This window comes from Leptospira inadai serovar Lyme str. 10, assembly GCF_000243675.2.
Classification (GTDB): Bacteria; Spirochaetota; Leptospiria; order Leptospirales; family Leptospiraceae; genus Leptospira_B; species Leptospira_B inadai.
This window is the reverse complement of record NZ_AHMM02000023.1, coordinates 54,112-78,237: the sequence shown is the minus strand read 5'-3', so window position 1 is coordinate 78,237 and position 24,126 is coordinate 54,112. Positions and strand designations below refer to the sequence as shown.

Annotated in this window: 21 protein-coding genes and 2 pseudogenes; 11 read left to right on the top strand and 12 right to left on the bottom strand. The window is 45.1% G+C overall.

All coding sequences use genetic code 11. The features are described from left to right. Nucleotides 1–14: 14 nt before the first annotated feature. From LEP1GSC047_RS13520 to recN, 3 genes are all read right to left on the bottom strand, one after another. Nucleotides 15–470, bottom strand: coding sequence for an ExbD/TolR family protein (locus LEP1GSC047_RS13520; protein ID WP_010419071.1), 456 nt, complete (start codon nt 468–470; stop codon nt 15–17). 2 nt (nt 471–472) lie between these two features. Beyond that, nucleotides 473–1,078, bottom strand: coding sequence for a MotA/TolQ/ExbB proton channel family protein (locus LEP1GSC047_RS13515; protein WP_010419068.1), 606 nt, complete (start codon nt 1,076–1,078; stop codon nt 473–475). A gap of 127 nt (nt 1,079–1,205) precedes the next feature. Beyond that, nucleotides 1,206–2,912: a DNA repair protein RecN gene (recN, locus tag LEP1GSC047_RS13510; RefSeq protein WP_010419065.1), complete on the bottom strand. Its 1,707-nt coding sequence runs from the start codon at nt 2,910–2,912 to the stop codon at nt 1,206–1,208. Nucleotides 2,913–3,351: 439 nt separating this feature from the next. Here recN and LEP1GSC047_RS13500 point away from each other — a divergent pair, with 439 nt between their 5' ends. From LEP1GSC047_RS13500 to LEP1GSC047_RS13490, 3 genes are all read left to right on the top strand, one after another. Continuing rightward, nucleotides 3,352–4,056, top strand: coding sequence for a hypothetical protein (locus LEP1GSC047_RS13500; protein WP_010419059.1), 705 nt, complete (start codon nt 3,352–3,354; stop codon nt 4,054–4,056). Continuing rightward, nucleotides 4,040–4,810, top strand: coding sequence for an SDR family NAD(P)-dependent oxidoreductase (locus tag LEP1GSC047_RS13495; RefSeq protein WP_010419056.1), 771 nt, complete (start codon nt 4,040–4,042; stop codon nt 4,808–4,810). The genes LEP1GSC047_RS13500 and LEP1GSC047_RS13495 overlap by 17 nt, the downstream gene beginning before the upstream one ends. Nucleotides 4,811–5,180: 370 nt before the next feature. Further along, nucleotides 5,181–5,483 (top strand): ArsR/SmtB family transcription factor, encoded by a 303-nt coding sequence (locus LEP1GSC047_RS13490; protein WP_010419051.1) that lies wholly within the window; start codon nt 5,181–5,183, stop codon nt 5,481–5,483. Nucleotides 5,484–5,518: 35 nt separating this feature from the next. Here LEP1GSC047_RS13490 and rfaD read toward each other — a convergent pair whose 3' ends face one another. From rfaD to mutY, 3 genes are read right to left on the bottom strand one after another with little or no spacing between them, the layout of a single operon-like run. Further along, on the bottom strand, nt 5,519–6,487 hold the full coding sequence (gene rfaD / locus LEP1GSC047_RS13485; RefSeq protein ID WP_010419048.1) for an ADP-glyceromanno-heptose 6-epimerase: 969 nt from the start codon (nt 6,485–6,487) through the stop codon (nt 5,519–5,521). Nucleotides 6,488–6,500: 13 nt separating this feature from the next. Continuing rightward, the gene (locus LEP1GSC047_RS13480; protein WP_010419044.1) at nt 6,501–8,258 is read right to left on the bottom strand and encodes a UbiD family decarboxylase; all 1,758 of its coding nucleotides are present in this window, start codon (nt 8,256–8,258) and stop codon (nt 6,501–6,503) included. Continuing rightward, on the bottom strand, nt 8,255–9,424 hold the full coding sequence (mutY, locus tag LEP1GSC047_RS13475) for an A/G-specific adenine glycosylase (RefSeq protein WP_010419041.1): 1,170 nt from the start codon (nt 9,422–9,424) through the stop codon (nt 8,255–8,257). Before mutY ends, LEP1GSC047_RS13480 begins: the two co-directional genes overlap by 4 nt. A 159-nt stretch (nt 9,425–9,583) precedes the next feature. On the opposite strand from mutY, the gene LEP1GSC047_RS13470 reads away from it, so the two are divergent. After that, a complete protein-coding gene (locus LEP1GSC047_RS13470; protein ID WP_020988820.1) occupies nt 9,584–11,296 on the top strand; it encodes a methyl-accepting chemotaxis protein in 1,713 nt (570 codons plus the stop codon). Nucleotides 11,297–11,327: 31 nt separating this feature from the next. Here LEP1GSC047_RS13470 and queG read toward each other — a convergent pair whose 3' ends face one another. Beyond that, the gene (queG, locus tag LEP1GSC047_RS13465; RefSeq protein ID WP_020988831.1) at nt 11,328–12,266 is read right to left on the bottom strand and encodes a tRNA epoxyqueuosine(34) reductase QueG; all 939 of its coding nucleotides are present in this window, start codon (nt 12,264–12,266) and stop codon (nt 11,328–11,330) included. 17 nt (nt 12,267–12,283) lie between these two features. Here queG and LEP1GSC047_RS13460 point away from each other — a divergent pair, with 17 nt between their 5' ends. Further along, on the top strand, nt 12,284–12,658 hold the full coding sequence (locus LEP1GSC047_RS13460; RefSeq protein WP_010419035.1) for an LIC_11502 family protein: 375 nt from the start codon (nt 12,284–12,286) through the stop codon (nt 12,656–12,658). A gap of 8 nt (nt 12,659–12,666) precedes the next feature. Here LEP1GSC047_RS13460 and LEP1GSC047_RS13455 read toward each other — a convergent pair whose 3' ends face one another. The 5 genes and pseudogenes from LEP1GSC047_RS13455 to LEP1GSC047_RS22555 form a co-directional block, all read right to left on the bottom strand. Then, entirely contained in the window at nt 12,667–13,590 is a 924-nt protein-coding gene (locus LEP1GSC047_RS13455; RefSeq protein WP_010419033.1) for a DUF350 domain-containing protein, read from the bottom strand. A 13-nt stretch (nt 13,591–13,603) separates the two neighbouring features. Then, nucleotides 13,604–14,359, bottom strand: coding sequence for a type I methionyl aminopeptidase (gene map / locus LEP1GSC047_RS13450; protein ID WP_010419031.1), 756 nt, complete (start codon nt 14,357–14,359; stop codon nt 13,604–13,606). Nucleotides 14,360–14,365: 6 nt separating this feature from the next. Continuing rightward, the gene (locus LEP1GSC047_RS13445) at nt 14,366–14,599 is read right to left on the bottom strand and encodes a hypothetical protein (protein ID WP_010419029.1); all 234 of its coding nucleotides are present in this window, start codon (nt 14,597–14,599) and stop codon (nt 14,366–14,368) included. Between the two features lie 234 nt (nt 14,600–14,833). After that, nucleotides 14,834–15,859: pseudogene (locus tag LEP1GSC047_RS22560) on the bottom strand (SpiroCoCo family coiled-coil protein); the annotation flags it as partial. Between the two features lie 1,221 nt (nt 15,860–17,080). Next, nucleotides 17,081–18,415: pseudogene (locus tag LEP1GSC047_RS22555) on the bottom strand (SpiroCoCo family coiled-coil protein); the annotation flags it as partial. A gap of 63 nt (nt 18,416–18,478) precedes the next feature. Here LEP1GSC047_RS22555 and LEP1GSC047_RS13435 point away from each other — a divergent pair. From LEP1GSC047_RS13435 to LEP1GSC047_RS13410, 6 genes are all read left to right on the top strand, one after another. Beyond that, complete coding sequence (locus tag LEP1GSC047_RS13435) at nt 18,479–19,264, top strand: class I SAM-dependent DNA methyltransferase (RefSeq protein ID WP_039935097.1); 786 nt, start codon at nt 18,479–18,481, stop codon at nt 19,262–19,264. A 71-nt stretch (nt 19,265–19,335) separates the two neighbouring features. Next, entirely contained in the window at nt 19,336–19,638 is a 303-nt protein-coding gene (locus tag LEP1GSC047_RS13430) for an STAS domain-containing protein (protein WP_020988823.1), read from the top strand. A 51-nt stretch (nt 19,639–19,689) separates the two neighbouring features. Further along, nucleotides 19,690–20,604 carry an ATP-binding cassette domain-containing protein gene (locus LEP1GSC047_RS13425; RefSeq protein WP_010419019.1) on the top strand — a complete coding sequence of 305 codons (915 nt, stop codon included), beginning with the start codon at nt 19,690–19,692 and terminating at the stop codon, nt 20,602–20,604. After that, on the top strand, nt 20,601–21,359 hold the full coding sequence (locus tag LEP1GSC047_RS13420) for an ABC transporter permease (RefSeq protein ID WP_010419017.1): 759 nt from the start codon (nt 20,601–20,603) through the stop codon (nt 21,357–21,359). Before LEP1GSC047_RS13425 ends, LEP1GSC047_RS13420 begins: the two co-directional genes overlap by 4 nt. After that, nucleotides 21,356–23,050: a GldG family protein gene (locus LEP1GSC047_RS13415; RefSeq protein ID WP_010419016.1), complete on the top strand. Its 1,695-nt coding sequence runs from the start codon at nt 21,356–21,358 to the stop codon at nt 23,048–23,050. Before LEP1GSC047_RS13420 ends, LEP1GSC047_RS13415 begins: the two co-directional genes overlap by 4 nt. Then, on the top strand, nt 23,047–24,069 hold the full coding sequence (locus LEP1GSC047_RS13410; protein ID WP_010419013.1) for a DUF4340 domain-containing protein: 1,023 nt from the start codon (nt 23,047–23,049) through the stop codon (nt 24,067–24,069). The genes LEP1GSC047_RS13415 and LEP1GSC047_RS13410 overlap by 4 nt, the downstream gene beginning before the upstream one ends. Nucleotides 24,070–24,126: the final 57 nt, after the last annotated feature.

Genomic DNA, 24,126 nt, shown 5'->3' with positions numbered 1-24,126 from the left:
CATTTATAGTTCGTTCATTTACCACCAGGCTGACGCACCATCGATAAATTGAATCTGGTAACGCCCGCTTCATTTACTTTATCTATTACTTTTACGATGGTTTGGTAATTTGCGCCGCCATCGCCTCTGATGATAACTCTATTTTTATTGGCTTCTTTTTTGTCCTTATCTTCAGGACCCATGAATACCCTAATCTTATCCGTCAGTTTTTCCAGAGCGACAGGTTCCGTATCTTTATCTAAGAAAATCTTTCCATCCTTATTGATGGTAATGACTAGCTCGTCCTTCTTCTTTTCCTGTGCAGTGCTGGAAGAACGCGGCAATTCGATTTTAATCACTGTCGATTTTTCCAAAGTAGCGTTCATAAGGAAGTAAATAACGATAAAGCAGATAACGTCGATCATAGGCGCAAGCTCGATTTGCCCGGCCCTATATCCGTTGCTTTGACTTCTCCACTTCTTGAATCTCATCGTTATTTCAAATACCTTAAGGCTTGCTCTGAAAGTGTTTCCATTTCGGAAATTGCGTCATCCTTCTTCTTTTGAAAAAAATTATTAAAAATGTACGCAGGAATGGCAACTGCCAGCCCCATTGCGGTGGTGATCAAGGCCTCGCTAATTCCGACCTCCGCGCCTTTGGTTCCGGAACCTTCCGCAAAGGAGCGAATAATTCCCACAACCGTTCCCAAAACTCCCAATAACGGTGCGATGGTCGCAATCGTCGCCAGAGCGGAAAGAAATTTATCCATCCGTTGAATCTGGCTTAAACCCTGGCTTAGAATTTCGTCTTCTACTGCCGAAGTCTTTCTCTTAAACTGAGCAATACCTGCTTGTATGACTTGAGATGTGGGGCCTTGGCTTAGGCTGCGAAGGAGATCCGAAGCGGAATCATAATTTTTCTCGTTTAATAGATCTTTTACTCGTCTCCATTCGTCGGGAGAAATCGCTTTCCAACGCGAAAAAAAGATCAATCTTTCAATTATAATTGTGAACCCGATAATCGAAACTAGAAGGATTAAAATCGGGATCGTTTCCGGAGGAATGATGGAAACCAAAGAATCAGTTTTGGCAAGAATCATGTCGGTCGAAGTTCTCCAAGGAGTAGAGTTTCTGACTCGGCTGTACCTGCCAAACGATTTTTAGAAAGAATGCTTCCTTTTTACCGGCGACGAAAGTCCCCGGTAAAATCATTGGAAGACTGTCTAATCATACCGCCTTCTTTTTCAGCAACTCTTTCGCATGGTCAAGAGCACCCCGCGAAACAGTCTGACCCGAGATCATTCTAGCAAGTTCCAAGGTTCTCTCTTCCATTCCTAAAAATTCAGTGTCGGAAAGAGTTCTACCTTCTTTTACTCGCTTACTCACTTTGAGATGGTGATCGGCCGCTGCGGCAATTTGTTGCAGGTGAGTAACAAGAAGAATCTGGTGAGTCTTCGCTAGCATTCGTAATTTCTTTGCAACATCCATTGCGATCTCTCCGCCTAGACCGGAATCGATTTCATCCAGCACTAGAACTTTTCCATCATGATTCGAGCCCAATACACTTTTAATGGCCAGCATCACTCTGGAAATTTCTCCCCCAGAAGCGATTTTACGCAGGGGCCGAGGTTTTTCTCCCGGATTCGGACTGAAATAGAATTCCGCCTGGTCCAGTCCATACTCATTGACTACGTATGATTTTCCCTGGGCCTCGACTTCTCCTTCGGCGCTGGATTCCCAACGTAATACTACCTGAATCCCTGCACCGGGCATGCCTAGGACATCCAATTCGGATTTGAGTCTAGTTTCGAAACGATTTAAAGATTCCCGCCTGGCCTTAGACAATTGCATGCATAGTTGCGCAAGCTTTTCAGTCGCCTTTTTCTTCTCTCTCTCGAGGGATTGCTTCGAATCCATATTCTGCGCCAATGCTTCGAGCTCGTTTTCCGCATTTTTCTTGGAAAGTAAAATTTCCTGAATACTCCCCCCATATTTCTTCTTCAGCTTTTGTATCAGATCCAGTCGGCTCTGTACATGTGCCAATCTGTCCGGAGAAAAAAAGACTTCGTCCTTCTGATCTTGTGCAGTCGTATTAATTTCACGGAGAGTAACGTATGCTTCCCGAATGGATGATTCCAATTCCGAGTAATCGGAATGAATCGCTTTCATCTTTTCCGCAGCCACTAAAATACGAGGGAATACGCTCAAAACCGAACTTTCGCTTTCCGATAGCAGTCCGCTGATTATTTCTAAATTCTCGGAAAGCCGCTCACCGTGAGAAAGAAGCTTTTCTTCCTTTATTAGATCTTCCTCTTCTCCTTCCTTTAAACCTGCCGCTTGAATCTCATCGATTTGGTATTGAAGGATTTCCTTTTTTCGATTCTTATCCCCGTAATTTGCCTCGATCTCCTCTAAACGCTTTCTTAGACTCCGGTATGTCAAAAATGATTCTTTTACTTCGGATCGGAGAGGATATAGGCCTGCATATGTGTCTAAAATATCGATCTGCTGTGTTTTGTCTAAAAGCAGAATCTGATCGTTTTGGTTATGAACTTCAGCGAGTAATTCGCCTAATCCACGTAATACCTGGGCGGAGGATAAGGTGTGATTGATTTGAATCTTGGATTTTCCGTCCCTTGCAAACTCTTTCCGTAGAATCAGCTCCTTTCCCTCGGAAGGAATCCCCTTTTCCTGTAACCAATCCCTAACAGGTAAATTGGCGCTAATGTCCCAAACCGCCTCCAAGATATATTTGTCCGCCCCAGTTCGAATATCGATCGCACTGCTTTTCCCACCTAACAGAGACGAAACGGCATCCAATAAGAGCGACTTTCCCGAGCCGGTTTCCCCGGTAATTGACGTTAAGCCTGCTCTAAATTCAATTTGGGCCGATTCAAGTAAGGCGAAATCCCGGATCAATAACATCTGAAGCATATCAATATCCTACTCAATTAATTGCTATATATTAGTTTATCAATAGATTTTTGACAACTATTTTTTTGTATAGTAATCCTAAAAATAAGCGCCAGTTTAGGATCTAAAAAAGACCCGAACTAACGAAAAGAATCTAGAGAAAAGGAGGGAAACCCTCCGAAAGGATTACTTTTTTCCAAAAATCCAAACGGATTCCGAATTTATAAGGTGAAGAATTTTCAAAACGATGGAATTCGACTAAGTTTCGACTAATTTAACCTTTTTTGCAAAAATCGAATATAAGACAAAAATCAATTTCGAGCGACGACCCTGCCGATTTACTTTAGAATAAATTACCTTTTTGTAAGAATTCCAATGGTTGAATGATTCGGATTTTTGATTGCATGAATCCGGGAAATCGAAAGACTGGACCTCGATCCTCACACCTCGAAGGACGAGCATGGCAAAAAGCTTTAAACATTTAGACGCCCAGCTCACTGATTACATCAAAGGCCGTTCCCGAATTTCCGTTCAATCCTCCCGAATGAATTCTAAACTGGAAAAGTACGTTCTACGTATCCTTACGGAAGTTTTAGAGAAAGTCGGACAATCTAGATATATCGAAATGCTTTACACGATCACCAAGGAAATGGCAATCAACGGGGTCAAAGCAAACCAAAAGCGGATCTTTTTCGAGGACCTAGGCCTGGATATTCGAAATCCAGAGCATTATGACCAAGCGCTCTCCCAATTTAAGGAAAATTTTTCCGAAAAAATGGCCGACGAGTTCGGAAAACGATGCCTAGCGCGCGGAGTTTATGTAAAAATCAACGTTGTTTACAGTTCCGACGGTTTGGTCGTCGAAGTAGCCAATAATACCCCCGTCATCGATATCGAAGAAGTTCGGATGCGTGAGAAAATGAAAAAGGCGATGGAATACAACGATATCGCCGAGTTCTATATGGATAATATGGACAATACGGAAGGAGCGGGACTCGGAATCGCGTTGATTATGATTTTATTAAAAAGCGAAAATATAGACCCGAACCTCTTTCGAATCCAAACGCAAGCTTCCGAAACAGTCGCTCGCGTTGAAATTCCCTTCACGGATAAATACGTAACAATAAGAAGCAAGGAAATCAACCAAGTTGGAAATAACAGGTAAAACCGCAGTCATTACCGGTTCGGCCGGAGGCTTAGGCAAAGCGATGGCCGAGCATTTTGCAAAACTAGGCGCAAACATCGTTCTTTCCGATATCTCGGAGGAAAAATTGGCCGAAGCGTTAAAGGAAATAGAAGCGTTAGGCGTCAAAGCGATCGCGGTGCGAACCGATGTTTCCAAGGAATCCGACGCAGAGGCTCTCATGGAAACGGCCGTTTCAAAATTCGGAAGTTTGGATATTGCGGTGCTAAACGCGGGAATTCTACGAGACGGATTACTCGTAAAAACCGATAAACAAACCGGCAAGGTTGCATCCAAGCTTTCCTTATCCAATTGGCAATCGGTGATAGATGTCAATTTAACCGGAGTTTTTTTAACGGGAAGAGAAGCGGCCGTACAGATGATCAATACCGGATCTAAAGGAATCATCATTCCAATCGCTTCTGTCGCTATGCATGGAAATCCAGGTCAAACCAACTACTCTGCCGCAAAAGCGGGAGTTGCCGCCATGACGAAACTTTGGGCAAAAGAGCTAAGTCGTTACGGGATTCGTGTAGCTGGAATCGCTCCCGGCTTTATCGCCACCGAGATGGTCATGAAGGATATGAATCCGGAAGCATTAAAAAAGTGGGAAACTCAAATTCCGATCGGAAGACTGGGCTATCCGAGTGAAATAGCCGAGACTGCAGCATTTATCGCGACTAACGAACTCGTAGACGGAGTCGTACTCGAAATTTCAGGCGGAGTGAAAATTTAAGTCTCCACCTAACCGACCTTGAGCGGATGAAATCGATAAGTCCGCTCCTTTCATTCCTACAACAATCTCCATCTTCAAATTTCTCTCTTAATTCTTCAGAATATACTAATTTTTTACCGTAGCACGGATCTCCGATCGTTCTCTCTTCGAACCCAATTCGAAGGATCTGTAGAATTCCATAATATTCGAATTTTTCTAAGCCGTACATTCAAATAGAATATTAATGTAATCTTTTACCTTTATAATTTCATAAAAATATCATAATTTACACAATTAGACATAACGATAAAAAACCGCTAATTAAGACGTAAATCCTTGAAAAATTGTGACTCTCCTATATTATGGATTCAAACTCTATTGAAGGAATAAAATGGCAGCCCAAAAGTTAGAAATCAAGAAAGCCCACCTGGACTCGACCATCCGCGGATTAAAAGCAGTAGCTCATCCTGACAGATTAAAAATTCTACTGTATTTATCTAAAAAAGAACACAGCGTTGGTGAGTTAGTCGACGCGTTAGGAATCAGCCAATCAGCTGCTTCCCAACATTTAAGTAAGATGAAGGAAGCCGGATATCTTGGTAGTAAGAAAGTATCCAATCAAGTTTTCTATTCCATTAAAGATCAGAAATTCAAAAGCTTCGCAAAGTCTTTACTTCAAATTTTCTCGAAGTAAGAACCTCTACTATTTATGGGGGCCGCCCGGCCCCCTTACTCTAATTGGGTTTGCAGAAGTTTTACGTAATCCGCAATCGCAGTTTTAAGATCGGTAAAACCTTCTGCATAACCGGTGGAAAGTAATTTTTCCGTAGAGGCTTTCGTATAATATTGGTATTTTGCCTTTAGACCCTCCGGCATTTCCACGAATTCGACCCGATTCGGTCGATCTAAAGCGCTAAACAGTCCATTCGCTAAATCCAACCAAGTTTCCGCCACACCTCTTCCCACATTGAAAAGACCGAAATGATTTCCCGAAAATAGGTGGATCGCGATTTTAGCCGCGTCTTTTACGTATAGAAAATCGCGCTTCTGCTCTCCGTCCGCATATTCTAGCTTATAAGATTTAAACAGCCGGATCTTCCCTTCCGATAAAATTTGTTCATATCCTTTCAAAACCACGGATCGCATATCACCCTTATGCGCCTCACCGAAACCGAAAACGTTAAAGAATTTTACGCCTGTGATCTTTGAGAGATAACCTTTCTTTTGGGCGTATAAATCGAACATATGCTTGGAATAACCGTACATATTCAGAGGACGTAAATCTGCAATCGAAGCCTTATCGTCATAACCGTAAGTCCCGTCTCCGTACGTCGCCGCCGAGGAAGCATAGAGAAAGCGAACATTCTTATCCAAACAAGCTTCCGCGAGCACTTTCGTGTATTCGAAATTATTTTGGATCAGATAGGATGCATCCGATTCCGTCGTAGACGAACAGGCTCCCATATGTAAAACATGAGTATAACCCTTCGGTAATTGCCCCGAAATCACTCTGGATAGAAAATCTTCTTTCTCGAGATAATCAGTATAGCATAAGTCTCGCAAATTTTTCCATTTGGATGAGATTCCCAAGTGATCCACGAGTAAAATATCTTCCACACCTCTCTCATTCAGAAGACGCACCAGATTGCTTCCGATCAAACCCGCTCCGCCGGTAATAATAACTCGAATCCTAGACATGAGTTCCATTCGATCAAAGGGAACTTAAAAGTCCACCAAATCTATCTTCGACCCGTTTAGCTATCTTAGGGTCCGGCTCGAGAACGTCAGGATACCAATCTTTAAGACGAGCGTCGATGACTACCGGCGAAGAAAAAGAAAGATGATTCCTTCGAACTTGAAAGTTTCCGTAAATGTCTGCCGCCGGTTCGAATCGAGTAAATATGTTCCAAATGAAATCGTGATCCGATGCGGTCGCCTCCTCCGAATCATCCACTAAAAATACGAATGTAAATTCCCGAATAGCGGATTCCTTCAGCAATAGTTCCGCCAGCTTGTCTCCGCGCTTGTAAGGAGTCCCCGAGACGACGAGGGCACCCGGGCAATAGACCTTGGGTTTTTTAAATTTGGAATTTTTGAAGGAGACATCGATTTTGGATTTTAGTTTTCGCAATTTGTTCCCCACTCCCAAGAAGACCGCCTTACTCCCTTCATTCACCTTAGGTCCGGTATAATCCAACGTGTCCTGCGCGATATTCGAGAAAATATGGAGATCGGTTTCCGGATCGAACCTCTCGAGAATCGTCGAAAATACTTTCTTAAAATCCTTCAGCTCGACTTCCTGATCCGTTACCATCAGTACTTTCGTAAGCGAGAGCTGGCCCTCTCCTAATATACGCAAGGCGCCCATAAATGCTTCTTTCCCGTAACGCTCCTGCACGATCGCCGCCGCAAGAGAATGGACTCCGGATTCTTCGTAAGCCCAGACGCCTTTTACTTGCGGCATGACTAAAGGAAACAAAGGAGATAATAAATCTTGCAGGTACTCAGCAATCCAATGGTCTTCCTGAGGGGGACGTCCTACTACGGTAGCAGGCCATACCGCATCCTTTCTGCGAAAGATACGATCCACCTCGAATACGGGATAATCGTGCTTAAGAGCGTAGTAACCGTAATGATCGCCAAACGGTCCTTCAGGCTTCCTGATTTTCGGGGGAATTTTTCCGATCAAAGCGAAATCAGCGTCCGCAATTATGGGCAACGGACTTACCGGAGGTTTTCCGGAAATTCTCAATCTCTCGCCCAATAACAGCGAAGCCAAAAGAAATTCGCTGATTTCTTCAGGAAGAGGAGCGACTGCGGCGATCGTAAGGGCCGGAGGACCTCCTACGTAAATATGGGCCGGTAAGGCTTGGCCTTTTTTCTCCGCCTCGTGGTAGTGAAATCCTCCGCCTCGATGGATTTGTATATGCATTCCGGTTTGTTTCGGTCCGTGAAATTGGATTCGATACATTCCTAAATTTCCCTTTCCCGTTGAAGGACTTTCCGTATAAACTAAGGGTAGCGTAATAAATCGGCCTGCATCCTTTGGCCAGGATTTGATTGCGGGAAGCGCATCCAAGCTTTCTTCCTCGATTTCCAAAACGGCCGGAGAGGAAATTTTACGCAGGCCGATTTTAAGAGCCGCCCAAGCCAGGGACCTGAGTTCCCAAACTTTTCCGAAAGTAGGCGGCAGCAGATGTTTTGCGGAATATGCGATCCTTTGCACGAAGCGTTCCGGATCCTCCCCGAAAGCGATACGAATCCTCTTTTTTGATCCGTACAGATTCGTAGCCACGGGAATCTTCGATCCGATTACATTCCGAAAAAGTAATGCCGGTCCGCGTTTGGCTACGACTCTTCGCTGCAATTCCGCGAGCTCCAAAATCGGATCAATCGGATCCGCGATTTCCAATAATTCATTCTGCCTGGAAAGTTCCCGAAGAAAATCACCTGTTGATCGAATATTCATATGCGCTTACTGCCTTTTGCCTTCTTTGCTAGAGCCGGAATTCCGGGCAAAATCGGCTCTTTCGGAGAAAGAGCCGATTTGATTTTTCCGGCGATCGAGGAAGGAAACTCGGTTTCCAAATCATCCCACTCGCACCATTTATAGTCCACTTCAGCGTGCTTCTTTCGAATCGAATCGGAGAGATCACGCGATCGTTTGGCGGAAATCGAAGTTTCCCAAATGGAACCTAGGATCTTATGATGTGTGATCGTATGCCTAAACTTCATTCCGGTATCCTGAAAGGTAAGACCAAGTTCCGTAACCGGATCGACGGCGTAAGGTGAGTCTCCTTCCCATGTAAACGGCAACGTGAAAATAGTCTTAAAAAATCTTCTTTTAGAGTGCTTAAGTAAAAGAATTCCTTCCGGTGCTCGGATGATCAGGAATCGAATGCCCAGCGCAATTTCTTTACTTTTCTTTTCCGCGATCGGAATTTCCTGCTGAACTCCTTCTCGGTAGGCCTTGCATTCTTTTTGCAGAGGACATTCTCCGCAAAGAGGAGTCGTCGGTAGGCAAATCCTTGCCCCTAATTCCATGACCGATTCATTATGATCCCCCGCATATTCCTTATCCAGAAATTGATTCGCTAGTCCCTGCAAAATCGAAGCCGATTTTGAGGGACTTCCTCTGAATAAAAAAAGTCGCGAGAGAACTCTCTTGGCATTTCCGTCCAAAACTGCCAGAGGAACATTATAAGAAATGGAAAGAATCGCGCTTGCGGTATACTGTCCGACTCCCGGTAAAGAAAGCGCCTCTTCCAGAGTTCGCGGGAAGATTCCCGAAAATTCCGAAACTAATTTTCGAACTCCTTTATGTAAGTTCTTCGCTCTCGAGTAATAACCTAATCCCTTCCAGTACCGTAGGACCTCCTCTTCGTCCGCTTCCGCCAAATCCTTAGGTTCCGGAAATCGTCGCAAAAATGATTCGTAAAGCGGAATCATCGCCGCCACTCTGGTTTGTTGGAGCATTACTTCGCTTACCCAGGTCGAATACGGGGTTCGGTTCTTTCGAAACGGAAGATCCCTTTTTTCCCGCAAAAACCAACTCCGCAATTTAGTCCGCGCCGAATTTAGAAAATTTTCATCGTCGAATTTGTGTTGAGGATTGCGAGAACCGGGAACCGCCATGGCTTCTTTCCATTTGATGATCTTGTCCGACTAGGGAAAGGAGTTTTCGTTCCTTCCTGAATCGATTTTATTCGGGAGAATTCTAGGAGAAGTTCGATGATGGCGGACCGATCGAGGTAAAGTAAGTTACCGACTCAATTCAGGAGAACCACTGATCAGATGTTTGCAAATATAAGTATAGCCAATCGATTGCGCGGATCCTTTTTTTTAATCGTTTTAATTTTGCTAGTGATTGCCAGTGTGGGAATCGTTTCTCTGGATCGGGTTTTCGAAGCGATCAATGGACCGATGCGCGAGGCGATTCTCAAAAAAGATTTGGTCTCTAAACTGCTCAGAAGTACCGTCGAGATGGAATTTCGACAAAGCAAAGCTTTCAAACTCGATAGAACCAATGAAATACCCGAAAGCCCCCGGGAGTTTCTAACGGAGTTCAAAGAGAGAACCGATCGTGATCTTCGAGCTTTGGAACCGCTTATAAAGAGGCCGAAGGGAATTAAATTATTAAAAGAATTCAAAGGGGAGCGGGAGCGTTATCTTAGCATTCTGGAAAAAGTCCTGCTCTTACAGAATTCCAAAGCCGGTCCGATCGAAATCACATCGATCTTTCATTCGGAAGTGGAGCCCTCTCAGAAAAAGCTTACCCATTTGCTGGACGAAATTTATTCCTTTCAAGCCGAGATACTGGAAATCGAGACGGGCGAGCTACAAAGAATTCATAAATTCAGTTTCTGGTCGGATCTATCGCTCTCTCTCTTTGCCCTGATCGGTGCCTTAGGATTATCCTGGGCCCTCATTCGAAGTATAACACGGCCATTAAATCACGCCTTATCCGCCTCGGAAACCGTCGCCTCAGGGAATTTAAACATAATCTTAGCCACGAATCGAAAAGATGAAACGGGGAAACTGCTTTCTTCGATGGATATCATGGTAGTTAACTTAAAATCGCTGATTACGGTCGTAAGAGATACTTCGCAAATCGCGAAAGAAAGTTCTTTCGAAATCGAAGCTCAGGTTGAAAGCGTAAATAATACTTCGCAACAAATAGCGGCAGGTTCCGAGGAATCTTCCGCTTCCTTAGAGGAGCTCTCCTCTTCCTTTCAAAATGTGGCCGCCGCCGTCGAGCGGGAAGCTAATCTTGCGTCGCAAATCGACACGAGATCCCGAAATTTCGTGAAGCAATTGCGCGAAGTGGAAATGTCTTTGTCCAATTTGGTAAAAACCTCGCAGGCCGCCGAAATCTCGGCCGAAAAAGGAAGAACGACGGTTTTAAAAGCGACCAAGGCCATGGAAGATATACGCGGAATTTCGCAGCAAATACAGGGGATCGTCGAAATAATCACCGAAATTTCAGAACAAACTAATTTACTTTCTCTGAATGCGTCTATCGAAGCAGCGCGCGCGGGAGAAGCCGGAAAAGGATTTGCGGTCGTAGCCTCGGAAATATCCAAGTTATCGACAAGAACGAATGAAAGCATAAAGGGCATCCAGGATTTGATTTCCAGTACGGACGGAATCGTGGAGCAGGGAACGAAAAACGTGGACGAAGTAATACTTTCCATCGAATCCGTATCCGGAGACATTCGGAGTATTCATTCGGCTTCCGAATCCGTTATTGCTGCGTTAGGTGAACAACTTCGATCCGCGGAGGATATTTCGGCTACGATTCGCGAAGTTTCGGAACTTTCGTTCGAAGTTGCCGATGCTACCAAGGAACAAAAAGCGGCCGTTGCGGAAATCAGCGAATCGATGCAGAATTCCACTGCGGAAGCTCAAAGACTGGCCACTATTTCGCAGAAATTAGCGAGCCAGGCCCAAGGTTTAAAAGCAAGGACCGAGCAACTGGACTCTAATTTATCCCGCTTTCAGATATAAACGAAGAGTTGCCTAGGAACATATCCGTCGTCTATTCGGAATTCACGGTGATCAGGTTCCGACGGAATTGTGCATAAGAAATCCGATTGACGGCCGCATCGGAAAATCGACGCCGAAATTCCTCTTCGGTAAGCGTTCGCATAGCCGAAGCGTCGGTCTTAAAAAAATCGCGAACCTTAAATTCTTCGATTTCAGTCCTCGCCCCTTTTCTCCTAGCTTTTACACGATTCCAAGGACATACTTCTTGGCAGATATCGCAACCGTATACCCACCCGTGTAATCCTTGGACGGTGGGAGAACGATCTTCGATCGTTTTGTAAGAAATGCATTTACGCGCGTCTATTTGATATGCGGAAAGTGCGCCGGTAGGACAAGCTCGAATGCACTCATCGCAGGTTCCGCACCGATCCTTGGCGCCGATGGAGGCAATTCGAAGAGGAAGATCGGTAAAAATTACGGTCAAAAAAAAATAGGATCCTATCTCTTCGTTTAACAGATTCGTATTTTTTCCGATCCATCCCAGACCGGCTTCCCTAGCTAAAATTTTCTCGGGAACCGGCAGAGAATCCACCCCTTGTCTAAAAACATTATTCGGAAATCGATCCCTGAGAATTGCCAGCAGTTCTCGAGCCGATTTTTTTAATACGGCGTGATAATCGGCACCGGTAGCATATCGGGAAAACCGAAACGGAAGCTTGGAAGTGATCTCTTCGTACTCGGGATCAGAATACAGCGCACCTAAAACAAAGACGGTTTCGGGGGAAAATCCTAAGCCTTCCAATTCCAATCTGAGTTTCATATTACGAGGATACCAGTCCATCTTTCCGTGTCTGCCCTCCCGAACCCATTCTAGAATATTTCTCTTATCATTTTCCGGCACGGTGGCTCTCGCGGCTCCGAATAATTGGAAACCGTTTTTGTGAGCGAGTGATTCCAATTCGGGCAGAAGTTCTTTACTTTCTATGAACATAGCTCTATAAAAACGATATGGATACCGGAGAAAACGAACTGGGTCTTTCTCTCTCCGTTTTAAGCGGTGGGATTCCGATACAGGATCTTCTCGTCGCCGCAAAGGAAGCGGGACTTCCCGCACAAATAAACGATAATTCTCTTTTGAACCGTTGTTTACTGGCAGGATTAGTCGGAGCTTTAAAAGGATTTTCCGAACGAGAACTTTCCCCCTTCCTTTCCACGCATAAAACCGTCTTTCCCGAAATCAAGAAGGAACTTGCCGAGATTTTTTCCACCCTCGTTATAGACGAATCGGACGGACCAAGCTGGTTACGGGAATCCTTCGAATACGGAACCAAGAAAGTCTATCATCTCGAATGGAAATTATATTCCTCCCAAGAATTATTTTAGCCGAATTCTTAAACCGCAAAGAATATAATCGCGGAAAAAGAAACTAGTACGACCGCTTCCAGTAACCCGGCCCCGAAATTCTGATCTTCGGCTATCTCATGCTTTAAGGTCGATCCGGATAAGATCACCCTTCCTGCAAAAAAATGAAGAACAGGTATGATCAAAAACGCAAAGCCTAGATCGAGCAAAAGTAGAATACCGGTCTGCATAATCGAATCGAATTCCCGAAATAAGGCTCTTGTTAAAAGAATTCCTATCGCCAGGAGCGCTCCGGCAAACGCGATTCCTGCGGCTAAATTCCGTTTGGATTCGAGCTCGTCCTTTAACTTATAGGGAATCCATAGTTGATAATAAAACGTAAAAAGAATCATTCCTAATTGGCCGATTAAAAAGAAAATAACGGATAATATCGCTCCGATTAAGGTCCGCTCCCAAATCGGGGAAATGGACAGCCCTAATCCTTCCGGAAAAACTTTCGATCCGATGTCTCCGTTTAATGCGGCAGCGATAAAAAAGGAACTAGCGATCGTTCCTCCGAATAATACCGTCCCTACAGCCAAATTTTTGTTTTCGTAAACTTCTTCTTGCGCATCGATTCCTCGAAGAATAAAGGCGTCGTTTAACCATTGAGATACTAGAAGCAAGACCACGCCTAAAAGTGAATATGCCGAAACTTGAATTACGTCCCCTACAAGGCCGGTTCCGTCACTCGGATGGGCGACGATTGTGATGAATAATACGATGATTCCCAGATAATATCCGGATAGACTTAGAGCCAGGGCTCCGTTATCCGATCGGACAAGTTCCTCGTCCAATTTTCTAGGTTCTAACCAATCTTTGACTTTTTTACCGATATAAAAGACAAGGAAGCCGAGTAAAAAGAAGACTAAGTCCTTTCCCATCAAGGAAAGATATTTCCAGACAAAATCCATGCCCTCCAAGATACTATGAGAGGGTTAAAATTTCATAGCCTTTTTCGGTGACAAGAACCGTATGCTCGAACTGAGCGGACCATTTTCCGTCTTTTGTCGTGACCGTCCAACCGTCTTTCTTAGAAAAAATAACTTCCCAAGTACCCAGATTTACCATGGGCTCGATAGTAAAAGTCATTCCCGGTTCGAGTTTCGTTAATTTGCGGTTGGATCGGAAGTGAGGTACCTGAGGTTCTTCATGAAATCCTCGACCGATCCCATGTCCCATAAGGTCCCGTACGATTCCGTACCCTTTCGGAGTTAGATAATCATCGATCGCATTTGCAATATCGTTAATGCGATTGCCTGGTCTGACCTGCTCGATTCCCACCCACATCGCCTTCTCGGCATCCTGAACTAAGTGTTCCGCTTCAGGAATGCTCTTGCCGCCGACGATGAATGTTCGAGACGAGTCCCCGTGATATCCATCCACAATCGGAGTAACATCGATATTCACGATATCCCCCGACTTTAAAACGTCGGTCGCCTTCGGAATCCCGTGACAGACAACCTCGTTGATGGACGTACAGACCGATTTCGGAAATCCCTTGTATCCCAAGGGCGCCGATTTGCCTCCGTTCTTTTTAGTGAACTCTTCGCAAAGATCATTGAGTTCTAATGTACTAACTCCGGGCTTGATGTACCCGGAAATATAGTCCAGAAGTCTGGCGGCCAGTTTTCCTGCCGCCCTCATTTTCTCGATTTCGGTCTTGTTCTTGATGTAGATCAAGAAAGCTTAGAAGTCGGTGGGTCGAACCGTCGTACGTTTGTTCGCCTCGGTCCGTTTCAGAGCATCGTCGATCAGAGCGTATAGCTTCTCATTCAAACCGTCGACAGCATCACCGGAGGTCATAAAACCTTTCGATTTGATATAGGCTTTCACCTTGCTTGCGACGATGAGGGTATCCTTTTCAGCGCTTTGAGCCATGGAATTCTTCCTCTTAACTGTAGTTTTCTTTTTTTGTACCATATCAACGTGCTTTGAGAGCTTTCTCCTTTCTCATCCGGATTTCCGGAACGTATCGGTTATACTTAGATACGTTTCCAAAAGCCTTCAAAAAAGGAACTACTTTCGCTAGAGCCCCCTCGATTATTTAAAGTTACCTTTATTTAAAAAAGGAATCCCCCTTTGATCGTAAACGCATAGTATGATACAAGTAGGAACGAGACATATTGGGCCGAAAGACTAGGGTCAAGAACAAAATCATCCCCTTTTTGCCGCCTCGCTCTGAATAATGGTTTGAACTAAGGAAGTTTCCAGACCGAGTTTTTCGGCAATGGTCTCCGGAGCCCAATGAAAATTATGAAATAAATTCAAGACTGTGGCTTTTTTTCTACTAACCATCGGATTCTGCTCCGAGGACTTTCCACTTTTGCCTGAGGCCGGTTTCGGGGCCGTCGTTTGTACCACATCCAAGAACGAAGATAATTTTTCGAACGTGTCGTCCGCTTCGGCGAGAAGACCTTCCAGTTCATCCTTAACCGAGCTTGCACCCTCACGAAGGTCTTCTACGCGTTGCAGTAAAGTGCTGGTTTGTTTATGGCGCTCGGAGAGTTCGGACATGAGGTCTTCCACCTTGTCGAACTTCGCTTCGACCGAGAGAATTTCTTCCTTTCTTCCGGCTAAAAATTCAAGGCGTTCGTCGGTTTTACGAAGAGTGTTGGCCACTTCCTTTTCCCTGGTTTCCATTACGGAAATTTCTTTTTCCAGCTCGCGAATTCTTTGAGCGACTCTGGAAGAAGTCTCCTTCTGCTCATTGGTCTCCTCGGCTAGGTTATGCAACTCTCCCCTCACCTCGTCCAAATGACCGAGTCTCCCCTCTAAATCCACGAATTTCGACTCCATTTCGGAGGCACGAGTTCCGGCTTCCTCGAGTTTTTGAATGGTTTCTTCCCAACGAGAAGATTCGCTTAACATTCTAGAAAACTCTTCTTTAAGACTCTCCGCCTTTCCGGCAACGTCCAATATTTCGCTTTCACGCTCTTCGGCTTTCTCCAAACGAGATTCCAGCTCTTCCTGGTATTGTTTTAGTCTGTGAAAGTTTTTATCCAGCTCCAGGGATAAGGACTCGGAATGATTCGCTTCTTCTACGGCGGCTCTCATCCGTTCTACGAACTCTTCGGAACGATCGATCATTTCTTTTACGTCCAGGAATAATACCGACTTAGATTCGGCTTCCTGCATCTTCTCGGAAATTTCTTGAACCGAGTTTCGAAGAGATTCGGCTTCCGTCTCGAGTTCGCTGAAAAGGGAATTTTTGGCTTCCTGAATTTCTCGCAGATCCGTTTTTAATTCCATCTGCAGCCTGCGGTATTCCTCCTGCGCCGTCTGGAATTCTTCCCGACCCGAACGTAGAAATTCTTCGGAGGATGTTTCGGTCTCCCGCAGCAGATTGCGAACCTGGCTCTGGAAGCCCTTCATCTGCTCTTCACTTTCCCGTTTACCCGTTTTCAAGGCTTCTTCTAAATTTCGTTTTACGTCCTGTAGATGTTTCGAGATCCGCTCTTCGAGCTGACCTAACTGAACATGACCCTTATCCAGAAGAGCGGACAATTGCTTATTGATTTTTGCGTCTATGGTTCCGTTCAAGCGACCGATTTTTTCTTCCTGTCTTTCGAAGAATTCTTCGGCAGATTCACGTAGTCTCTCCAGAACGGATGTTGCCTCTTCGGCGGCATGACCCAGTTCCGCTTGGGTCGAAGTCCGAATTCTTTCGGCTTGGGCCTCCAGTAATTTTTCATTCTTCTTGATTAGATTCTCGAATTTCTCTCCGATTTCGGAGTAATCTTCTTTTAAGGAAGAAACAAGGCTTTGTCCTTCCGTTTTAATCTCCCTGAACCTTTGCGTCAGCTCTTCGCGGACGTCTTCCCCTTCCTTACGGAAATTGGTTTTATATTTAGAAACGAATTCTTCGATCTTATCTTTCTGGGAAGCGTAGACCGTGCCGAACTCTTCCAGAAGCTCGGCTCCGCGAAGATGAATCTGACCCAGTCTTTCTTCCAAACCTTGGATGGCTTCTTGGGTATGGCTCTTGAGGGAAACGACCTCCTCTTCCCAGGAACGGCCGAAATGTTCCAGTCTCCGATCCATTTTGCGGAATTCTTCATCAATGGTCCCGTTCAATTGGGAAATTTTTTCCTCTGCCTCTCCTAAAATATCCCCTGCGCTACTTTCCATAGCGGAACGAATATCCTTCACGTACGCGTCCATTTCCCGCATGCGAGTGGAAACTTGGATGTCGAAGGATTTCAAATTTTCCCGAATTTGATCCCATTCCGAGCGGAATCTTTCGGAATGGGAAGCATGCAAGGCATGAACTTCATCCTCCAGAATTCCGCGAATCTCTTCTATTTTGGAACGGGATTTTCTTTCTTCTTCGCTTCTAACGACTTCCAATGTGGAATGGAATTCCTGAGCGGAAGCGAAGACTTTCTTGCGAAGGTCTTCCGATTCCTCTCGGAGAGAACCCAACTCTTCCTCCAACGAATCGCGCACGTCTTCGATACGCGTGCGCGCTTTCTTTTCCTCGTCTCCGCGGGCCACTTCCAAGGAGGAATGAAACTCTTTCAGACCGAAAAGAATTTCTTTTCGTAAATCGTCCGCCTCGCTCCGAAGAGAGGAACTGATTCGATTGAATTCCTCTTCGAAAGAATCGATTTGACGCATAAGATCGGATTTACGCGAATCCGCCTGCTTTAATAGCTTATTCTCCGCTTCCAGATACTTTTCTTGGAAGATATTGATAGAATCGTTAATTCCTTCCGCTTGACGACGGGTCTCGTTCAAAATTTCGTCTCGGCGAGTCAGAGTTTCCAGACTCATGCCTTCGATTTCCCTGCGAATCGCATCGATCTCGATCTTAACCCCGTTAAGGTAGGCTTCCTTAGAATGGATGACTTGCTCCAATATTTGATCGAATTTTTGCCGAAGAAGAGATTCGGATTTTGCAAAAAGATCATCCAGCTTTCTCGCGGCAAGCTCTCCCTTTTCGTCCACTCTCGAATCCATTCGATCGATCTTTTCGGTTACCGTTAAAAAAGCGGATTGGATCCGATCCGTTTGTGCATCCAAATCCTCTTCCTTGGCTTTCATGGAATCCAAAAGACTCGAAACTTCTTCCCGGGCCAATTCCACTTTTCCGACGGTATCGCCCATGATGGCCTTGGTCTGGGCTTCTAATTTCTGGCGATACGATTCGCCTAACGAGTCTAAGCCGATTTCGACCCGGTCTGCCTTGGCTTCCAATAATCCTTCCAGTTCTACGATTTTAGAGGCTAGGGATTGTAGGATATCGTCCGAGCGAAGATTGATTTTTTCCTGAAATGCACCCAGTAAGGATTCCGCTTCGGAACGGAGTTCCTGAATTCGAATCGCGACTCCGTTTAAATCTTTTTTGCCGCTTTCTAAACGGTTCAGGCCGTCTTGGATGGATTCGGATTCTTTTCGAATATCTCCGGAGAGATGGACGACTTCCTTTAAATCCAGAGTTACCGCATTTAAAAATTCCCGGTTGGAACGAATGGTTTCCAATAATTGCCGCGACTCGTCGTTTAAAGTCCGAACTTCTTCGGCCAATTTGCGAGTCTGTTTGAGAGAAATCTCCAATTCTATGCCCGAATCTTTCACGGATTGGATTTTTTCCATAGCGATTTCTTGCAATTCTTCCTGGAGCTTTCCGGTATACCGTTTGATTTGGCTTAGCTTATAATTCGACTTGTCCATCCTACGAAGTAGGATAGTTATGCCAACGCTAGCTAAAAAGGGAAAAAGGAGTTCTAGGCCCATAGATTTTTAGAGCTTCCGGAGTAAGCTTCGAAAAAGTGCTTCCTGAGAATTATGTCGCATCAAATGGATAGAAATACTGGTAACCAAGCTAAAAGATCAAGAATTATTTCTCATATCCCACAAAAAAAGCCTTATACGGCTTTTTCAGGCGTTTATGACCGGGTCATGAGGGGCGCCGCCTACCGACTTTGGGCCCAGGTCGCTTTGGGTGCATACACTTCTGCAACCGGAAATTCAATTCCGGGGAAAATTCTGGATCTAGGATGCGGAACCTGCGCGCTCTGGAAGGAACTCCCTTCTCCGTCGGAAATTTGGGGAATCGACGCCTCCCAAGAAATGTTATCGATGGCCGAAAAACGACGAATTCCGGGAAATCGCGTCCAAGCAAATTTACTGCATCTTCCCCCTTTGCCGGCTCCTTTCGATTTGATCCTTTCCGTACATGACACATTTAATTATTTCTTAGAGGAAGGACAGCTACGTAAAATTTTTCGGGAAATTTCCGGTCTTTTAGGAAAGACAGGAATCTTTTTCTTCGATGTGAGCACGGAGAGGAACTTCGAAAAAAATTTCGATGGAGCGATTTTAGAAGAAACGCATGACGGGATTCATCTCATTTGGGAAAACGAGTATTCTAAGAAAGACATGATTCTGACTACAAGGCTAAAATTTCTGGAAAGGGGAACGGAAATCGAAGAAGTGCATCTTCATAAAGCATATCCACCCGAAGTCTGGAGATTTTTACTGGAGTCTTCCGGATTGGAGATTTTGAAAATCGGTTCCGATTACAACTCTTGGAAAATCTCTCCCAAAGCGGAATATCTAAATTTCGTATGCAAAACCGCATAAATGTAATTTCTTCCGAAATTCTTGTAGAATCTTTCAGGGTCTTTCAGTCTATTCTTACAAACGACTCAATTATGGCAAAATTAGAACTCCAAGGGAAGCAGGGCACGGTTCGGTTCGATAACCAACTTTTGGACGGGTATGAAAAAGTTTTTGATGAAATTTCCGACTATGCTTCGCGTGGTCAATTTCAGAATCTGATCTTGGATTTAACTTCCACCAGAAAGATTACCTCGAGTGGAGTCGCAAAGCTTCTGACTCTTAAGAATCTCATGGATCATTTCGGAGTAAAGCTGGAAGTGATGAATCTTCACCCGCCCCTACTCGACGTCCTCAAGAAATTTAAAGTCGATGTAATGTTAAAGATCCGTTCCTAAGTCTTAGGAAAAACGGTTGCGGGCGATGGGACATGAACGGACCGTACTCGAATGGGTTCCCTGCAGGCGAATCGACTCACAAAATCTTTTTCCAATCAGCCGGCTCTTATCGAAGTAGGCTTTTCCATCCCGAAGGGAAGAATAACCGGTCTTCTAGGTCCGAATGGAGCCGGAAAGACCACCACAATGCGTCTCCTGACCGGATTCCTGGAACCCGACACCGGAACCGTGTCTTACGGAGACATCTCCCTGCATCAATCCCCTATCCAAGTAAAACGGAATCTCGGATACTTGCCGGAATGGGCCCCTATCTATCCGGACTTAACGGCTCAGGAATATCTGGAATTTATCGGAGGTGCAAGAGGTTTACGCGGGGAAACCCTACAACATCGAATTCGGGAAATGAGGGAACTCTGCGACCTAGGAGATTCTTTTTTTTCCGAGATAGGAACTCTTTCGAAAGGATTCAAACAACGCGTTGCATTGGCAGGCACTCTGATCCACGATCCTGAATATATAATCTTGGACGAACCGAGTTCCGGCCTGGATCCGATACAAATCAATCAAATACGATCGATGATTCGGTCTTTTGGGCAGGAAAAAGTCCTTATACTTTCCACTCACATACTGCAAGAAGTGGAGGAGATTTGCGATCACGTTTTAATTCTCCACAAAGGGCGACTGGTTGCGGATATGAGCGTAAAAGAGATCAATCGAGGCGATTCAATTTTGCTCCTCGCTAAAACGGATTTGGAAACTTTAGGGCATTGCTTTAAAAATACGGATACCGAGATTCTGGAATCGAAAGATTCCGGAGATGCCAAGGAATTTCATCTTCGATCCGATACGCATTCTCCCGAGTTCCTATTCGAGAAAATTCGCTCCGCAACCTTCCCCGTTTTAGAATTTCGTCCCGTTCGTCGATCCCTCGAATCGGTCTTCCAGGAATTGACTGCGATTCCATGAACGATTCCTCTCGAATTTTCGAATTCTACTCCAATGTAAGGACGGTTTTCTCAAAGGAATGGATCGGCTATTTAAACACTCCGATCGGATACATCTTTGCGGTTCTCTTTCTATTGCTCTCTTCTTTTTTATTTTTCTTCGGATTGGGAGAAGACTCGTTCTGGGATAGAAACGTCGCGAGCCTAGAGCAATTTTTTCTTTGGATTCCCCTCCTGTACATCGTATTCGTTCCCGCAATCACGATGCGAGTTTGGTCCGAGGAGGAGCGAACGGGAACTACGGAAATATTATTCACTCTTCCGTTAAGAGAATACGAAATCGTTTTCGCGAAATTCGTAGCGGCTTGGTTTTTCCTGGGAGCAGTTCTTTTAACGACCGTTTCGATTCCGTTCACCATTTGGGCATTAGGCGACCTGGATATCGGAGCCGCGTTTGCCGGATATTTAGGTTGTTATTTATTAGGAAGTTGTTATATATCAATAGGTCTATTGATTTCGGCTCTTTCGAAAGACCAGATTAGCGCTTATTTGCTGACTATGCTTGTCTGCTTGTTCTTCTTTTTACTCGGATATCAACCCGTTCTACGCTTTTTAGGAGGAGCCGCATCTTCCTTTGCATCCTTTATCTCTTTGTCCAGACATTTCGAACCGTTCCGATTGGGAATTTTAGACGGAAAGGAGATCTTTTATACCGTCAGCTTTACGGTGACCACATTGGTCGCTAACGTGATCGTCCTCTTAGGAAAAAAAAGATGAAGGATTTGCTGAAACCCTTCTTGGAAATTTCCAAACGTCGATGGTTTATCCTAGGGAACCTTTTTCTTTTTTTTCTTTTGACGAACGGAATCGTTTCCTCGGGTAATTGCCGTAAGGATCTTTCGAGGTCCCAACGATTCGAACTTACCGTAAGTACTCAAAAGCTCCTGGAGAATTTGGAATCGATTCTGTATATCGATGCGTTCTATTCCTCCAAGGTACCGGGAGAATACAAGGCGAGATTGGATCTGACAAAGGAAATCCTAATCGAGATCGCCGCCGTCGGAGGAAAGAAAGTCGTACTTCGTTTTTTCGATCCGGACTCATCCCAAGAAGACGCTCTGAAGGCTTCCGAATCGGGAATCGAACCTCAAATTCTACAAAAATCCGACCGCGATTCCGCGTCGGTTAAGCAAGCGTATTTGGGTCTTACGCTCACTCTCGGCTCCGAAACAGAAGTTCTACCTGTGGCATTCTTCGCAGAGCAAATCGAGTATCAAATCCTCTCCGGAATTCGAAAGATAGAAAGAAAGGGCCAAGATAGCGGATTAGTGCTTTTAAAAACGAACGGAAGTCTGAGCCCGCAAAATCCCGGTCCGGGTTCGGGTAAAGACACGGTCGGCGTTTTTGTGCGCCAGGTCCTAGAAACCGAGATCGGAGCGATTCCGGAATTGAATCTGGAATCCGACGAAATTCCGGAAGGAACCAGCACCCTGCTTTGGATCGGATCCGGCTCATTATCGCAGACGGAACGATATAGGATCGATCAGTTTCTAGTAAACGGCGGAAGCTTGATCCTTCTTTCAAAATCCATGGACTTCCGAATGGAATCCTCCGGCAATAGGATGGGAATCTTAACGGGAGAAGCGGGGGCGGGAATGGCTCAAACGGATCCCTTTGCCCACGATACGAATTCATTTTTAGAACATTATGGAATTCGAATTCTCTCGAATATCGTCTTGGATCCGGATAATTCCTTACCGATGGGAGCACTTATAGAAGTGGAGCCCGGCGTTCTCGGCAGATACCCCTACCCCGCATGGATCGTCGCCAGCCATAAAAATAACACTTTGAACGGCGATAGCCCGTTTACCAGGGATCAGGAGAATTTACTTCTCCCCTGGAGTTCGAGTCTAGAACTGATTCCGGGAAAACAGAAGGACGCACTCGGAATCCCTTTGATCTTTAGCGGCTCCGACGCGGAAATTCGTTCGGAACGAGTCACGCTTGGTGAAAAGCAGCTCCGGCAAACTCCGATTCAACCCAATGGAGGTCCCTTTGTACTCGGCGCAATCGTTGAAGGTCCACTCGAATCCTATTTTGCGGATCAATCTCTCCCGAAAGGAGTCGGCAAAAACGGATTCCTTTCCCGATCTCCGAAAGATAGAATCGGAAGAATTCTCGTAATAGGCACCCCCTATCTTGTTTCCGATATCTTAGCGTTTCCGGATTACCGAGAAATATTTCGAGATACGAATATTCCATTTCTTTTAAATGCGATCGATATACTTGGTGGAGATACCGATTTGCTGGCGGCCAGGAGTAAACAATCCTTGATTCTTAAAATGAGCCCGGTATCCCCAAAAATGAAAGTTTTCTCAAGCTTAATAAATGTCGTAGGGATTCCTTTGTTCGTGAGCGTCTACGCTTTCCTGCATCTTCGTCGAAGAAGAAGGAGTAGGCAACGATGAGGTGGTCAAAATTACTTCGTACTGTTCCGGAATTTATCCGGTCGAATCCCGGCATCTCCCTTTTCCTAGCCAACCTATTTTTAGCCTTACTCCTTTTACTAGCACGGGATCCTTGGGAAGTCTTTAAGGATACGTATGCGCACGCGGACCCGTTCTTTCCGGTGAAAGAATCGGAAATCTCAAAAGTCGTAGTCGGAAGAAAGGGTGAAGCGGTCGTTTTGAGCCGCACCATCGACTCCTGGGAAGTCTGGCTCTCGAACGGCAAGCGTGGCCGAGGAGATTCCGAGAGGATCGAAACCTTCCTAAAAGGAATTCTTGCATTACGAAAATATACTCTTCTATCGCAAGGAAATCCCCCCCGATCGCTTTCCCCGGAATTCGGTCTGGACGGAGACGAGCCTAGCTTGGAAGTATTCGACGCTTCCGGATCTAGTCTAGGAATTCTTTATTTAGGCTCGTTAGCGACTCGTCATGCAGGCATGCACGTGCTGGAACCGCGATCCGGGAAAATCTGGCTTGTGCGGGAAAATCTGAAACTTTTATCGGGAAATAGTAAACCGGATTATTTCTTTTCCAGAAGTTTGTTTTCGGAGGTTTTGTCCGATGCTTCGATTCAGTCGATTCGCTTAACATTTTCGGGACATTCTGAAAAGAATTTTTCCTTAGTTAATTCGGCCGACGATTGGAATTTATCCACTTCGGAATTCTCCAAACCCGCCTCTGCCGAAGAAGTAAATCGTTTTGCCGAAATGCTATTCCGATTGAAAGCGGATGAAATTTCGTTCGAAAATAAGGAGGAAATCGTTCCGATCCGAAGCGACGAAAACTTTCAAGTCGAACTTCAATCCGAATCCGAAACCGAGTTACTTTCCCCTATCGGTAAAACAAAGCAAGGAAGCTGGGTATTCCAACGAAAAGACCTGAACTATAAGTTGATTTTAGACCCTTGGACTCTCGAGCCGATTTTACGAAAAGACTTGGCGGACTTTACGTACAGGGGAAGGCATTCATTCCAGTGACGACGTCCTGGAATCATTGATTGACAGCTATCGAGAACCTAGGTTTCCTTCCAAAAA

Excerpts from the sequence above, each read along its gene's own strand:
- queG (WP_020988831.1), bottom strand. The coding sequence starts at position 12,266 with ATGTTCATAGAAAGTAAAGAACTTCTGCCCGAATTGGAATCACTCGCT.
- LEP1GSC047_RS13480 (WP_010419044.1), bottom strand. The coding sequence starts at position 8,258 with ATGAATATTCGATCAACAGGTGATTTTCTTCGGGAACTTTCCAGGCAG.
- LEP1GSC047_RS13435 (WP_039935097.1), top strand. The coding sequence starts at position 18,479 with ATGGATAGAAATACTGGTAACCAAGCTAAAAGATCAAGAATTATTTCT.
- LEP1GSC047_RS13520 (WP_010419071.1), bottom strand. The coding sequence starts at position 470 with ATGAGATTCAAGAAGTGGAGAAGTCAAAGCAACGGATATAGGGCCGGG.
- LEP1GSC047_RS13415 (WP_010419016.1), top strand. The coding sequence starts at position 21,356 with ATGAAGGATTTGCTGAAACCCTTCTTGGAAATTTCCAAACGTCGATGG.
- LEP1GSC047_RS13430 (WP_020988823.1), top strand. The coding sequence starts at position 19,336 with ATGGCAAAATTAGAACTCCAAGGGAAGCAGGGCACGGTTCGGTTCGAT.
- rfaD (WP_010419048.1), bottom strand. The coding sequence starts at position 6,487 with ATGTCTAGGATTCGAGTTATTATTACCGGCGGAGCGGGTTTGATCGGA.
- LEP1GSC047_RS13455 (WP_010419033.1), bottom strand. The coding sequence starts at position 13,590 with ATGGATTTTGTCTGGAAATATCTTTCCTTGATGGGAAAGGACTTAGTC.
- LEP1GSC047_RS13470 (WP_020988820.1), top strand. The coding sequence starts at position 9,584 with ATGTTTGCAAATATAAGTATAGCCAATCGATTGCGCGGATCCTTTTTT.
- mutY (WP_010419041.1), bottom strand. The coding sequence starts at position 9,424 with ATGGCGGTTCCCGGTTCTCGCAATCCTCAACACAAATTCGACGATGAA.
- LEP1GSC047_RS13425 (WP_010419019.1), top strand. The coding sequence starts at position 19,690 with ATGGGTTCCCTGCAGGCGAATCGACTCACAAAATCTTTTTCCAATCAG.
- recN (WP_010419065.1), bottom strand. The coding sequence starts at position 2,912 with ATGCTTCAGATGTTATTGATCCGGGATTTCGCCTTACTTGAATCGGCC.
- LEP1GSC047_RS13515 (WP_010419068.1), bottom strand. The coding sequence starts at position 1,078 with ATGATTCTTGCCAAAACTGATTCTTTGGTTTCCATCATTCCTCCGGAA.
- LEP1GSC047_RS13420 (WP_010419017.1), top strand. The coding sequence starts at position 20,601 with ATGAACGATTCCTCTCGAATTTTCGAATTCTACTCCAATGTAAGGACG.
- LEP1GSC047_RS13500 (WP_010419059.1), top strand. The coding sequence starts at position 3,352 with ATGGCAAAAAGCTTTAAACATTTAGACGCCCAGCTCACTGATTACATC.
- LEP1GSC047_RS13410 (WP_010419013.1), top strand. The coding sequence starts at position 23,047 with ATGAGGTGGTCAAAATTACTTCGTACTGTTCCGGAATTTATCCGGTCG.
- LEP1GSC047_RS13460 (WP_010419035.1), top strand. The coding sequence starts at position 12,284 with ATGGATACCGGAGAAAACGAACTGGGTCTTTCTCTCTCCGTTTTAAGC.
- LEP1GSC047_RS13445 (WP_010419029.1), bottom strand. The coding sequence starts at position 14,599 with ATGGTACAAAAAAAGAAAACTACAGTTAAGAGGAAGAATTCCATGGCT.
- LEP1GSC047_RS13490 (WP_010419051.1), top strand. The coding sequence starts at position 5,181 with ATGGCAGCCCAAAAGTTAGAAATCAAGAAAGCCCACCTGGACTCGACC.